This is a genomic window from Pseudomonas sp. SDO5215_S409 (genome assembly GCF_054071325.1).
In genome coordinates this window covers 20,542-33,049 of the sequence record NZ_JBSVWN010000020.1, presented here as the reverse complement: position 1 = coordinate 33,049, position 12,508 = coordinate 20,542, and the positions used below count along the sequence as shown (strand labels likewise).

11 protein-coding genes are annotated in these 12,508 nt (G+C 60.9%); 9 read left to right on the top strand and 2 right to left on the bottom strand.

Going from position 1 to position 12,508, the window contains the following annotated elements; genetic code table 11:
* Positions 1-122: 122 nt before the first annotated feature.
* Both ACW9H9_RS12695 and ACW9H9_RS12690 read left to right on the top strand, forming a co-directional pair.
* Positions 123-1,025: an alpha/beta fold hydrolase gene (locus ACW9H9_RS12695; RefSeq protein ID WP_457343545.1), complete on the top strand. Its 903-nt coding sequence runs from the start codon at positions 123-125 to the stop codon at positions 1,023-1,025.
* A 109-nt stretch (positions 1,026-1,134) separates the two neighbouring features.
* Positions 1,135-2,046: an SDR family oxidoreductase gene (locus tag ACW9H9_RS12690; protein WP_457343544.1), complete on the top strand. Its 912-nt coding sequence runs from the start codon at positions 1,135-1,137 to the stop codon at positions 2,044-2,046.
* Between the two features lie 314 nt (positions 2,047-2,360).
* Here ACW9H9_RS12690 and ACW9H9_RS12685 read toward each other — a convergent pair whose 3' ends face one another.
* Positions 2,361-3,236 (bottom strand): helix-turn-helix domain-containing protein, encoded by an 876-nt coding sequence (locus tag ACW9H9_RS12685; RefSeq protein ID WP_457343543.1) that lies wholly within the window; start codon positions 3,234-3,236, stop codon positions 2,361-2,363.
* Positions 3,237-3,373: 137 nt separating this feature from the next.
* Between ACW9H9_RS12685 and ACW9H9_RS12680 the strand changes: the two genes are divergently transcribed.
* On the top strand, positions 3,374-4,279 hold the full coding sequence (locus ACW9H9_RS12680; protein ID WP_457343542.1) for a DMT family transporter: 906 nt from the start codon (positions 3,374-3,376) through the stop codon (positions 4,277-4,279).
* An 11-nt stretch (positions 4,280-4,290) separates the two neighbouring features.
* On the opposite strand, the gene norR is transcribed toward ACW9H9_RS12680, so the two are convergent.
* Complete coding sequence (gene norR, locus ACW9H9_RS12675) at positions 4,291-5,832, bottom strand: nitric oxide reductase transcriptional regulator NorR (RefSeq protein ID WP_457343541.1); 1,542 nt, start codon at positions 5,830-5,832, stop codon at positions 4,291-4,293.
* A gap of 147 nt (positions 5,833-5,979) precedes the next feature.
* Here norR and hmpA point away from each other — a divergent pair, with 147 nt between their 5' ends.
* The 6 genes from hmpA to cyoD all read left to right on the top strand — a co-directional run bounded on the left by hmpA (position 5,980) and on the right by cyoD (position 12,504).
* A complete protein-coding gene (hmpA, locus tag ACW9H9_RS12670; protein WP_457343540.1) occupies positions 5,980-7,161 on the top strand; it encodes an NO-inducible flavohemoprotein in 1,182 nt (393 codons plus the stop codon).
* A gap of 112 nt (positions 7,162-7,273) precedes the next feature.
* Positions 7,274-7,780: a disulfide bond formation protein B gene (locus tag ACW9H9_RS12665; protein WP_457343539.1), complete on the top strand. Its 507-nt coding sequence runs from the start codon at positions 7,274-7,276 to the stop codon at positions 7,778-7,780.
* Between the two features lie 795 nt (positions 7,781-8,575).
* On the top strand, positions 8,576-9,517 hold the full coding sequence (gene cyoA / locus ACW9H9_RS12660) for a ubiquinol oxidase subunit II (protein ID WP_457343538.1): 942 nt from the start codon (positions 8,576-8,578) through the stop codon (positions 9,515-9,517).
* Between the two features lie 3 nt (positions 9,518-9,520).
* The gene (gene cyoB / locus ACW9H9_RS12655) at positions 9,521-11,539 is read left to right on the top strand and encodes a cytochrome o ubiquinol oxidase subunit I (RefSeq protein ID WP_457343537.1); all 2,019 of its coding nucleotides are present in this window, start codon (positions 9,521-9,523) and stop codon (positions 11,537-11,539) included.
* A 3-nt stretch (positions 11,540-11,542) separates the two neighbouring features.
* Complete coding sequence (locus tag ACW9H9_RS12650; protein WP_088424137.1) at positions 11,543-12,169, top strand: cytochrome o ubiquinol oxidase subunit III; 627 nt, start codon at positions 11,543-11,545, stop codon at positions 12,167-12,169.
* Positions 12,169-12,504 carry a cytochrome o ubiquinol oxidase subunit IV gene (cyoD, locus tag ACW9H9_RS12645; RefSeq protein WP_457343536.1) on the top strand — a complete coding sequence of 112 codons (336 nt, stop codon included), beginning with the start codon at positions 12,169-12,171 and terminating at the stop codon, positions 12,502-12,504. Before ACW9H9_RS12650 ends, cyoD begins: the two co-directional genes overlap by 1 nt.
* The last annotated feature ends 4 nt before the right edge of the window (positions 12,505-12,508 follow it).

The following is a 12,508-nucleotide window of genomic DNA, read 5'->3' as shown; positions in this document are numbered from 1 at the left end:
TCCTCGTGGTCTGATTAGACTGGCTCCCCCTAGCCCCGAATAATCAGTAAAAAGCCCCAGGAGGTCGTTGCCATGAGCCAGGCCACCCTTCAAGCGATGCCCCCCAAAGGGAACGAGCACTGATGCCGATTGCCGAGATCCCGTTGCGCGTGTGGCGCAAACGCGCCCGCAGCTTCGTCTTTCGTGGCCAGACCATTCGCTATTGGGTGGCCGGGCAGGGCGAGCCCCTGCTGTTGATTCACGGTTTTCCTACGGCCAGTTGGGACTGGCACTACCTCTGGCAACCCCTGGCCCAGCGTTACCAGGTGATCGCTTGCGACATGCTCGGCTTTGGCGACTCGGCCAAGCCGCTGGCCCACCGTTACTGCCTGCTGGAACAGGCAGACCTGCAACAAGCCTTGCTGGAGCACCTGTGGGTGGAACAGCCGGTGCATGTGCTGGCTCATGATTACGGCGACAGCGTTGCCCAGGAACTGCTCGCCCGGCATCACGAGGGCCGATTCCAGATGGGCAGTGCGGTGTTTCTCAATGGCGGCCTGTTTCCTGAAACCCATCGCCCGGCGCTGGTGCAAAAACTGTTGCTCAGCCCGCTGGGCTGGATGATTGGCCGCACGTTCGGGCGCAACGCGCTGGCCAACAGTTTCCAGCAGATTTTTGGCCCCCAGACCCGGCCCAGTGAAAGCGCCCTGGACGACTTCTGGAGCCTGATCGAGAGCCAGGACGGCCCGCGTATCCTGCACAAACTGATCGCCTACATCCCCCAGCGGCGGCATCAGCGTGAGCGCTGGGTGGCCGCCCTGCAGCGCGGCGGGGTGCCGTTGCGGGTGATCGACGGCGCGGTGGACCCGATTTCCGGTGCCCACATGGTGGCGCGTTACCGCGAGCTGGTGCCCCACGCCGACACGGTCTTGCTGAGCAACATCGGCCACTACCCGCAGATCGAAGCGCCGGTGCAGGTGCTCAAGCACTACTTTGCGTTCCGCGACGGTATTGCACCTGTGGTGACGCACGTCGCCTGTTCCTGATTATCCCCGCGCCTTATTGCGCACCATTCAGACCTCGCCGTGTTGATTGTGACCGCCTGCCCCGTGTCTGACACTCCACGCATCGCCCCTTTTGCCCCTGGAGTTTCAAATGAGTGAGCCTGTGCAGTGCCAAGACAAAGTCGTGATCGTCACCGGGGCCGGCGGTGGCCTGGGCCGGGCGCACGCGCTGCTGTTCGCCCGGCATGGCGCCAAAGTATTGGTGAACGACCTGGGCGGCTCGGCCCAGGGTGAAGGCGCCAACGCGTCGGCGGCGAACCGCGTGGTGGCCGAGATTCGTGAGGCGGGCGGCATTGCCGAGGCCAATCATGACTCGGTGACCGAGGGCGAAAAAATTGTGCAAAACGCACTCGAGGCGTTTGGCCGGGTGGACGTGGTGGTGAACAACGCGGGGATCCTGCGCGACAAAACCTTCCACAAAATGGACGACAGTGACTGGGACCTGGTGTACCGCGTGCACGTCGAAGGGGCTTATAAAATCACGCGCGCGGCCTGGCCTCATCTGCGGGAGCAGGCGTATGGCCGGGTGATCTTTACCGCCTCCACCTCGGGTATCTACGGCAATTTTGGCCAGTCCAACTACGGCATGGCCAAGCTGGGCCTGTACGGTTTGACCCGCACCCTGGCGCTGGAGGGGCGCAAGAGCAATATTTTGGTCAATACCATCGCGCCCACGGGGGGCACGCGCATGACAGAAGGCTTGATTGCGCCGCAGGTGTTCGAGCAACTCAAGCCGGAACTGGTCAGCCCGCTGGTGGTGTACCTGGGCAGCGAGGCGTGCCAGGAAACGTCCGGGTTGTTTGAAGTGGGCGGCGGCTGGATCGGCAAGACCCGCTGGGAGCGCAGCCTGGGGGTGGGGTTTGACCCGCGCGCGGGGTTCTCGCCCGAGGACGTGGCCGCGCACTGGCAGCAGATTTGCGACTTTGACGGCGCGGTTCACCCCGCGGACAACCTTGAAGCCTTGAAACAAATGATGGCCAACCTGCAGCGCTACAGCCTTTGATCGTTGCATAAGGCTATTTAATCAAGGTGCGATGCCCCGGCGCGATGCGTTATTGGAAGCATAAAAAAAGCCGCTGCAAGGGCAGCGGCCGAAGTCAGACGTTGGGTTGAGGAGCGACAAATCAACGTCGGTTTGCACGGGTAATAGATTGAAAATAAAAAACAATCTATTGAAAACGGGCTTTGCTTCACGCTTTTGGGAAGCGGGCGGTGTGCCCTGAAAGCCCAGCCAGCATAGATCTTTGTAACAAATTGAAAAATAGCGATTCACGACAAGGACTGTTACGGAAGTGGCAACAGTCGTTGTGACGCGTTTTAGCCCAGGAACGCCTGCCGATAGTCCCCGGGCGTTGCGCCCATGGCCTGGCGGAAGCGGTGGGTAAAGTGGCTGGCGCTGGAGAACCCGCACATCAACCCAATCTCGCCCAGTGGCAGGGCCCCGGTGCGCAGCAACACCTGCGCGCGCGCCAGGCGGCGGGCCAGCACGTACTGGTGGGGCGGCAGGCCGAAGCTTTCGCGAAACATGCGGGCAAAGTGGTATTCGGACAGCGCGCACAGGCCGGCCAGTTGGCCGAGGCTGATCGGGGTGTCCAGGTACTGATCGATGTATTCCGCCAGTTGCCGACGCTGGTGCGCTGCCAGCCCGCCTTTGAGCCGCAGGCCTTGGCGCAGGCCCACCTGGTTGAGCAAGGTGTGGCTGAGCACGTCATGGGCCAGGCTGCTGGTGAGCAGGCGCTCGGCCGGTTCGCTCCAGTCCAGGCGGATCAGTTGATGAAAGCGCCGGGCCTGTTGTTCATCGTCCAAAAAGGTGCTTTCGCGCAGTTGCAGCTCGCGGGGCTCGCGGTCCAGCAGGGTGACGCAGCCAAGGGCGAACTGCTCCGGGCTGAAATACACATGGGCCAGGCGGATCTCGCCGTTGATCACCCAGGCCGACTGATGGTCGGCGGGCAGCACGCACAGTTTGTCGGGGCCGCCCTTGGTGTGGGGCCGGTCGCGGCGAAACGTGCCGGTGCCGCCGCCCACATAACAGGACAAGGTGTGATGGCTGGGCGCTTCGTAGTCCTGGGCATCGTGATGGTTGCTCCACAGGGCCGCAGACAAGCCGTCACCGAGCTCGGCACTGCGCTCCAGGCGAGCGTTGGGCGAGCGGTTGAGGGCTTGAAAGACGTGCAGCGATTCCAGTGGGGACATGTTCGTACTCTCCGACGGCTTGCATCCTACTCCCGGCGCGGCCTCAAGTGAGCCCCGAGGCGACAAAAGCGCAAGAATCTGCAAGCGCGGTACACGGTGTTGGCGTGACACTGGGGTTCAACCTGTGGGAGCCCGTCATGAACCTGTCTTTGTACCTACTCACCGTGCTGATCTGGGGCACCACCTGGATTGCCCTCAAATGGCAGTTGGGCGTGGTGGCCATTCCCGTGTCCATCGTCTATCGCTTCGGGCTGGCGGCGCTGGTGCTGTTTGGCGTGCTGTTGCTCAGCCGCAAATTGCAGATGATGAACCGGCGTGGGCACCTGATCTGCCTGGCCCAGGGCTTTTGCCTGTTTTGCGTGAACTTCATGTGTTTTTTGCACGCCAGCCAGTGGTTGCCCAGCGGCCTGGTGGCGGTGGTGTTTTCCACGGCAACCTTGTGGAACGCGCTGAATGCCCGGGTGTTTTTTGGCCAGAAGGTCGCCCGCAACGTGTTGATGGGCGGTGGCCTGGGCCTGCTGGGGCTGGCGCTGTTGTTCTGGCCGGAACTGGTGGGGCATACCGCCAGCCCTGAAACCTGGCTGGGCCTTGGCTTGGCGCTGCTGGGCACCCTGTGCTTCTCGGCGGGCAATATGCTGTCCAGCCTGCAACAGCGCGCGGGGCTCAAGCCGTTGACCACCAACGCCTGGGGCATGGCGTACGGCTCGGCGATGCTTGCGATGTATTGCGTGGTGCAAGGTATTCCTTTTGAGATGGACTGGAGCACGCGTTACGTCGGCGCGTTGTTGTACCTGGTGATCCCGGGGTCGGTGATCGGCTTTACCGCCTACCTCACCCTGGTGGGCCGCATGGGGCCGGAGCGGGCGGCGTATTGCACCGTGCTGTTTCCGGTGGTGGCGCTGAATGTGTCGGCCTTTGCCGAGGGCTATCAATGGACGGCGCCTGCGCTGGCCGGCCTGGTGCTGGTGATGGCGGGCAACGTGCTGGTGTTTCGCAAACCCAAGCCCGCCCCGCCGGTGAGCGCCCCCTTGAAGGCAACGTGAACCCCTGGGGGTTACTTAAGGCCCAGGCGTTTGGCCATGCGCCCCAGGTTGGCCCGGTCCAGCCCCAACTCGCGGGCAGCGCTCGCCCAATTGTGCTGCTGGCGCTCCAGGCACGCGCTGATGACCTGGCGTTGGTAGTGTTCGGTGGCCTGGCGCAGGTCGCCGGTGACGGGCGCCGCGTCGGGTTGATGGTCAATCAGCGGTGCCGAAACGTCGGGCAAGTCCAGGTCTGGGGCGCTCAGGCTGAGAATTTTTGGCCGCTCGGGGCAGTTGCCCAGAGCCTTCAGCGCGCTGCGGCCAATCAAGTGTTCCAGCTCACGCACATTGCCCGGCCAGGCATAGGCCAGCAGCGCGGCTTGCGCGTCGCTGGTCAGGCGCAGGCTGCCCAGGCCCATGCGTGAGCGGTTTTGCTCCAGGAAAAACCCCGCCAGCAGCAACACATCGCGCCCGCGTTCGCGCAGGGCCGGGACTTGCAGCGGGTACACGCTCAGGCGGTGATAGAAGTCGGCCCGGTAGCGCCCCTCACGCACTTCGGTGGCCAGGTCGCGGTTGGTGGCGGCGATCAGGCGCACGTCCACCCGGTGTTCGCGGTCCGAGCCCAGGCGCTGCAACTGGCCGCTTTGCAGCACCCGCAACAGCTTGGCCTGCACGGTCAGCGACAACTCGCCCACTTCATCGAGAAACAGCGTGCCGCCGTTGGCCAGTTCAAACTTACCCCGGCGTTCGTTCACCGCGCCGGTAAAGGCGCCGCGCACATGGCCGAACAGTTCGCTTTCCACCAGCGTGTCGGGCAGGGCGGCGCAGTTGAGGCTGATCAACGGTTTGTCGGCACGCGGCGATGCAGCGTGCAGGGCTTGGGCCACCAGTTCCTTGCCCACGCCGGTTTCGCCGGTGATCAATACGGTGAGGTCGCTGCCGCCCACCAGCTGGATCTCTTCCACCAGGCGCTTGTGGGCCTTGCTCTGGCCGATCATTTCATTGTGCTGCTGGCCGCTGGCCTGACGGTAGATTTCGGCCCGCTGATGCTCGTCTTCAGCGCGCAAGGCCAGGCGCTCGATGCGTTCGGCGACCTTGACGGTGGCGGCGGCGAGGCTTGCAAAGGCTTGCAGGGCGTCCAGTTCGACGCGCTCGAAACGTTCGTTGTCGAGCGCGTCGAGCGTCAGCAAACCCCAGGGGCGGTCATCGATAAAGAGCGGGCAGCCCATGCAGTCGTGGACTTCCAGGTGACCGTGCACGCCGTCGACCAGGCCGTCGTAGGGGTCGGGCAATTGGCTGTCGCTGTCGAACCGCGTGGGGCCGGGGCTGGCGAGCAGCACGCCGAAGCGGGGGTGTTCGCTGACGTTGAAACGCCGCCCCAGGGTGTCGGGGCGCAGGCCGTCCACCGCCAGCGGGACCAGCCATTCACCGTCCAGGCGCAGCAGTGCGGCGGCGTCGCAGGGCAGCAAGGCGCGCATGGCCTGGAGCAGGCGGCGGTAACGTTCGCCTTCGGGCAATTCGCGGGACAGGTCGGCGACCAGGGGCAGCAGGGTGGTGAGCAGGGGTTGCGCAGTCATAATGACTCCTTGTAGTCCTTATGACTATAAGGTGTAGGAGGTTAAACTGACTACACATAAAATAACTTATTGAATTTAAAGGGTTTATTAGTTGGCATGAATGATGAGTACACCAGGGTCATGAATCAAACGACCCAGGAGTCTCCCATGCTGAGTGCCCAAGACCGTGCCATCGTCAAATCCACCGTTCCCCTGCTGGAAAGCGGCGGCGAAGCGCTGATCACCCATTTTTACCGGATGATGCTGGCGGACTATCCCGAGGTTCGCCCGTTGTTCAACCAGGCCCACCAGGTCAGCGGCGACCAGCCTCGGGCGCTGGCCAACGGCGTGCTGATGTACGCCCGGCATATCGACCAGTTGGACCAACTGGGCGACCTGGTGGCCAAGATCATCAACAAGCACGTGGCCTTGCAGATCCTGCCGGAGCATTACCCGATCGTCGGCAAATGCCTGTTGCAGGCGATTGCCGAAGTGCTGGGCAGTGAAATCGCCACCCCCGAGGTACTGAGTGCCTGGGGCGCGGCGTATGGCCAGCTGGCCGATATTCTGATCGGCGCGGAAGCGGCCATTTACACCGAAAAAGCCCAGGCCCCGGGCGGCTGGCGCGGCGCACGGGCGTTTACGCTGGTGAAACGGGTGGAGGAAAGTGCGGAAATCACCTCGTTTTATTTCGAGCCTGTGGATAAAGGCGCGATCCTGGTCGCCGAGCCCGGCCAGTACATCGGCATGAAACTGCGGGTGGACGGCGAGGAAGTGCGCCGCAACTATTCCCTGTCGGCCCTCAGCGATGCTGGCCAGTACCGCATCAGCGTCAAGCGTGAAGCGGGCGGGCGGGTGTCCAACTTCCTGCATGACCAGTTCCCGGTCGGCGCGACCCTCGACCTGTTTCCGCCTTCGGGCGAATTCACCCTGGCGGCCGGTGACAAGCCCCTGGTGCTGATCAGCGGCGGGGTGGGCATCACCCCCACGCTGCCAATGCTGGAAGCGGCCCTGGCCAGCCAACGCCCGGTGCATTTTATCCACTGCGCCCGTAACGGTTCGGTACACGCGTTCCGCGACTGGGTCGACACCCTGGCGGCCCAACACCCGCAGCTCAAGCGCTTTTACTGCTACGCCGAAGATGACGGCGTGAGCGCGGCAGCGGACAAGATCGGCCAACTGAGCCAGGAACAACTGGCCGCGTGGTTGCCGCCCCAGCGCGACGTGGACGCTTACTTTTTGGGCCCCAAGGGCTTCATGGCCGCAATCAAGCACCACCTCAAGGCCCTGGGCGTTCCGGAGCAGCAAAGCCGGTACGAATTCTTCGGCCCGGCCTCGGCACTGGAATAGGCTTGCCTTCCCATTAATCCGCCGTTAACGCTGTTCTGTTTAAACCCTGTGACGGGCTGCGTGTAGACTTGCAGCCCTTGGCACATACCGAAACGGGTAAAGGGATACGGGGATGAGTGACGAATTGCGGTTGGGCAGGGAGCGGCGCTTTCTGGTGTTGCTGGGCATTATCTGCCTGGCGCTGATTGGCGGGGCGCTGTACATGCAGGTGGTGCTGGGCGAGGCGCCGTGCCCGCTGTGCATCCTGCAGCGTTATGCCTTGCTGTTGATCGCCGTCTTCGCCTTTATCGGTGCGGCGTTGCGCACACGGCGCGGTGTGACGATTTTTGAAGGGCTGGTGGTGCTCAGTGCCCTGGGCGGCGTGGCGGCGGCTGGTCACCATGTGTTCATCCAGTTCTTTCCAAAAGTCAGCTGCGGCATTGATGTGCTGCAGCCGATTGTCGATGACCTGCCGCTGGCCAAGCTGTTCCCGCTGGGGTTCCAGGTGGATGGTTTCTGCGAGACGCCGTACCCGCCGGTCCTCGGGTTGTCGCTGGCGCAGTGGGCGCTGGTGGCGTTCGTGCTGACGGTGATTTTGGTGCCGCTGGGCATCTATCGGAATCGCCAACGCGCCGCCTGATCGGTTTTAACCAGACGCCCCGACCCTCTTCGATGTAGGGCGGGGCGTTTTCGTTTGTAGGCATTTTGTGAAGGGCCTGTGACGAACGGCAAATTTTGCGGTGCGCACCGTGCGACATGTTGTCACACAGATGCTGTCGCAGGAGATTTCTGACACCCGAGCACGCGCCATAAATTTGCACAAACCGCCCGAATGTGGCTGTCAGTTCGTGGTTTGGCCAACGCCACGCGCTGCGTGAGGTGGGTGCGTTTGCGTGCTGTCGCAATGCCTTGTTTTTAGGGGGCTTGGATCCGTTTCTGATGACCTTACGGGCTGTAAGGGCAGCGGTGCGGCGTCCAATAGCACGGCATTTTTTGTGGTTTTTGTTGAGAATCAAACGCGATAGGATCGCGAACCGTTGCAATAATGGTGAAGGATTATTGCTGGCTACGATAAAAATTATTTCTCGATAAGACATGGTTTCTACATCGTTAGCTCACTACAATCGCCCGCACTGAATGTCCGGTGCTGTTCAAACTTTGAGCATGTGGGCGGTCGAGAGGCAGAAGGAACGGCTTCATGCGACCCCAGGTTCCGGCAGCCTTTCAACTATCCGCACCAAATGGAATTGGTCTGTAACAAGGCCTTTAACCACGAAATCGAATAAGAACTCACCGCAGGTCCGTGACATGCCCCGTTTGCCGGCATGGCGGGCAGGCTCTTATTCAGTCGAAGAGAAATGCCAACCCTTGGCAGGGTGAAGTGTTGGCGATCAAAACCCAACTGCATTGCGCAAGCTGCTTTAGAGGTCGTGAGATGAGTAAAAACAGGTACCCCCGATTACTAGGCTTTTTGCCGCTGCTTGGCATGTTGTTAATGCTGGGAGGCTGCAAGTGGACCTTGCTCGACCCAAAAGGACAGGTCGGTCTGGATGAACGAAACCTGATCATCACCGCCACCCTGCTGATGCTGCTGGTCGTGGTCCCTGTGATCATCATGACCTTCGCCTTCGCCTGGAAATACCGCGCGTCCAACACCAGCGCGACCTACGCGCCGAAGTGGTCGCACTCCACCAAGATCGAAGTCGCGGTGTGGCTGGTCCCGATTCTCATCATCATTGCCCTGGGTTATGTGACCTACAAGTCCACCCACGCGCTGGACCCTTACCGTCCGCTGGAATCGGACGTCAAGCCGATTACCATCGAAGTGGTCGCGCTGGACTGGAAATGGCTCTTCATCTACCCGGACCAGGGCATCGCGACCGTGAACAAGATCGTGTTCCCGGAGCACACCCCGGTTAACTTCAAGATCACCTCTGACGCTGTGATGAACTCGTTCTTCATCCCTGCGCTGGGCGGCCAGATCTACGCGATGGCGGGCATGCAGACCAAACTGCACCTTATCGCGAACCAGAAAGCTGAAATGGAAGGCATCTCCGCCAACTACAGCGGCGCTGGCTTCACCGGCATGAAATTCAAAGCGATCTCGACGAGCCAGGCAGATTTCGACGCCTGGGTAGCCGACGTCAAGGCCGCACCTAAACAGCTTGACCAAGCTGAATACGAAGCGCTTGCCAAACCGAGCCAAAACAACCCTGTCGCGCTGTACTCCACGTACACGCCGGACCTGTTCCAGAAGATTCTCGACAAGTATGAAGGGATGAAACCAGGCAAGCCGGTCAAGCACGAGAAGAAAGAAGTGGCCGCGGTTGAAGGTACTGACATGAGCTCGCATTCAGCTGCTGGGGCAGAGGAGTAAACGATGTTTGGTAAATTAAGTCTGGACGCGATACCGTTCCACGAGCCGATCGTCATGGTGACCGTTGCCATGATTCTGCTCGGTGGTCTGGCGCTTGTCGCGGGTATCACCTACTTCAAGAAGTGGTCCTACCTGTGGACCGAGTGGCTGACGTCGGTCGACCACAAGAAAATCGGCGTCATGTACGTTGTTGTTGCCATGGTCATGCTGCTGCGTGGCTTTGCCGACGCCATCATGATGCGTACCCAGTTGGCCATGGCCACCGAGGGTTCGCCTGGCTACCTGCCACCTGAACACTATGACCAGATCTTCACCGCGCACGGTGTGATCATGATCATCTTCATGGCGATGCCTTTCTTCACCGGCCTCATGAACCTTGCGCTGCCGCTGCAGATCGGCGCACGTGACGTGGCGTTCCCGTTCCTGAACTCCCTGAGCTTCTGGCTGCTGGTGTCTGGCGTGGTGCTGATCAACCTGTCCCTGGGCGTCGGCGAATTCGCCAAGACCGGCTGGGTTGCGTATCCACCGTTGTCGGGCCTGCAGTACAGTCCGGGCGTGGGTGTGGACTACTACATCTGGGCGCTACAGCTATCAGGGCTTGGGACGACGCTGACGGGGGTCAACTTCCTGGCCACCGTCCTGAAAATGCGCGCCCCTGGCATGAAGCTGATGGACATGCCGATCTTCACCTGGACCTGCACCTGGGCAAACGTGCTGATCGTGGCTTCGTTCCCGATCCTGGCCGCTACCATGGCGCTGCTGTCGCTTGACCGTTACCTGGATTTCCACATTTTCACCAACGAACTTGGTGGCAATCCAATGATGTACGTGAACCTGTTCTGGGCATGGGGTCACCCTGAGGTGTACATCCTGATCCTGCCAGCGTTCGGTATCTTCTCCGAAGTGATCTCGACCTTTACCGGCAAGCGCCTGTTCGGTCACCACTCGATGGTCTACGCCTCTGGCGCGATCTCGGTACTGGGCTTCATGGTGTGGCTGCACCACTTCTTCACCATGGGTTCGGGCGCCAGCGTCAACGCCTTCTTCGGTCTGGCGACGATGCTGATCTCCATCCCGACGGGGGTGAAGCTCTTCAACTGGCTATTCACGATCTACCACGGCCGTTTGCGCATCACCAGCCAGGTTCTGTGGACCCTGGGCTTCATGGTGACCTTCGCCATCGGCGGCATGACCGGCGTACTGCTGGCCATCCCGGGTGCTGACTTCGTGTTGCACAACAGCCTGTTCGTGATCGCGCACTTCCACAACGTGATCATCGGCGGTGCGGTATTCGGTTACATCGCAGGTTTCAGCTTCTACTTCCCGAAAGCGTTCGGCTTCAAGCTGCACGAAGGCTGGGGCAAGGCTGCTTTCTGGTTCTGGATCTCGGGCTTCTTCGTCGCGTTCATGCCGCTCTATGCACTGGGCTTCATGGGCATGACCCGTCGTCTGAACGCCACCACCAACCCTGAGTGGGTGCCGTACCTGTACGTCGCCATGTTCGGTGCGGTGATGATCGCGGTGGGTATCGCCTGCCAGCTGATCCAGCTGTACGTCAGTGTGCGTGACCGCAAGCAGAACGAATGCGTGTCGGGCGACCCATGGAATGGCCATACCCTGGAATGGTCGACCTCTTCGCCACCACCGTTCTACAACTTCGCCGTGATCCCTACCGCGAACACCATTGATGCGTTCACCGAAGCCAAGGAAGACGGTACTGCGTACCAGAAGCCCAAGCACTACGAACCGATCCACATGCCCAACAACACCGCCACTGGCGTGGTGATGGGCGCGCTGTTGACCGTGTTCGGTTTCGCGATGATCTGGCACATCTGGTGGCTGGCGATCGTGAGCCTGGTGGGCACCATCGGTTACTTCATCGTTCACGCTGCCCGTGACGATCAAGGCTACATGGTGCCGGTCGACGTGATCGAACGCATCGAAGCCGAGCAACACGCTCGCCTGGTAGCCGAGAAGAAGATTCCGGCCAACCGTGTTGAAACCTCGTTGGAACAGGCTTAAACCATGTCGAACTTAGTGACCAATGCTGGACACGCCCATGTCGATGACCATGGGCACGATGACCATCACCACGACTCGGGGCCAATGACCGTTTTCGGTTTCTGGCTCTACCTGATGACCGACTGCATCCTGTTTGCGTCGATCTTCGCGGTGTACGCGGTACTGGTAAACAACGTAGCGGGTGGCCCGTCGGGCCACGACATCTTCGAACTGCCTTACGTGCTCGGCGAAACCGCCTTGCTGTTGTTCAGCTCGATCACCTACGGCTTCGCCATGTTGGCCTTCTACAAGGGCAACAAGAAAGGCGTACTGAGCTGGTTGGCCCTGACCTTCCTGTTCGGCCTGGGCTTTATCGGCATGGAGGTCAACGAGTTCCACCTGCTGATCTCCGAAGGTTACGGCCCGCACCGTAGCGGCTTCCTGTCGGCGTTCTTCACGCTGGTCGGGACCCACGGTCTGCACGTAACCGCCGGTCTGATCTGGATGGCGACCATGATGTATCAGGTCAACAAACACGGCCTGACCAACACCAACAAGACCCGCCTGAGCTGCCTGAGCCTGTTCTGGCACTTCCTGGACGTGGTCTGGATCTGCGTCTTCACCGTTGTCTACCTGATGGGGACCCTGTAATGGCTAATTCGCACTCCCATGACAGCCATGATGCGAGCCACGGTAGCGTCAAGTCCTACGCGATCGGCTTCATCCTGTCGGTCATCCTGACGCTGATTCCGTTCGGCCTGGTGATGTACCCGACCCTGCCTAAGTCGATCACGCTGATGATCGTGCTGGCCTTCGCGATCATCCAGGTGCTGGTTCACCTGGTGTACTTCCTGCACCTGGACCGCTCCGAGGCCCAACGCGAGAACGTGATTGCGTTCGTGTTCGCAGGTCTGGTGATCGTTCTGCTGGTTGGCCTGTCGCTGTGGATCATGTTCAGCATCCACACGTTCATGATGGCGAAGTGAGGTA

What these genes read in the sequence shown, in the direction of transcription:
- ACW9H9_RS12695 (WP_457343545.1), top strand. Translation starts at nt 123, where the DNA reads ATGCCGATTGCCGAGATCCCGTTGCGCGTGTGGCGCAAACGCGCCCGC.
- ACW9H9_RS12690 (WP_457343544.1), top strand. Translation starts at nt 1,135, where the DNA reads ATGAGTGAGCCTGTGCAGTGCCAAGACAAAGTCGTGATCGTCACCGGG.
- ACW9H9_RS12685 (WP_457343543.1), bottom strand. Translation starts at nt 3,236, where the DNA reads ATGTCCCCACTGGAATCGCTGCACGTCTTTCAAGCCCTCAACCGCTCG.
- ACW9H9_RS12680 (WP_457343542.1), top strand. Translation starts at nt 3,374, where the DNA reads ATGAACCTGTCTTTGTACCTACTCACCGTGCTGATCTGGGGCACCACC.
- norR (WP_457343541.1), bottom strand. Translation starts at nt 5,832, where the DNA reads ATGACTGCGCAACCCCTGCTCACCACCCTGCTGCCCCTGGTCGCCGAC.
- hmpA (WP_457343540.1), top strand. Translation starts at nt 5,980, where the DNA reads ATGCTGAGTGCCCAAGACCGTGCCATCGTCAAATCCACCGTTCCCCTG.
- ACW9H9_RS12665 (WP_457343539.1), top strand. Translation starts at nt 7,274, where the DNA reads ATGAGTGACGAATTGCGGTTGGGCAGGGAGCGGCGCTTTCTGGTGTTG.
- cyoA (WP_457343538.1), top strand. Translation starts at nt 8,576, where the DNA reads ATGAGTAAAAACAGGTACCCCCGATTACTAGGCTTTTTGCCGCTGCTT.
- cyoB (WP_457343537.1), top strand. Translation starts at nt 9,521, where the DNA reads ATGTTTGGTAAATTAAGTCTGGACGCGATACCGTTCCACGAGCCGATC.
- ACW9H9_RS12650 (WP_088424137.1), top strand. Translation starts at nt 11,543, where the DNA reads ATGTCGAACTTAGTGACCAATGCTGGACACGCCCATGTCGATGACCAT.
- cyoD (WP_457343536.1), top strand. Translation starts at nt 12,169, where the DNA reads ATGGCTAATTCGCACTCCCATGACAGCCATGATGCGAGCCACGGTAGC.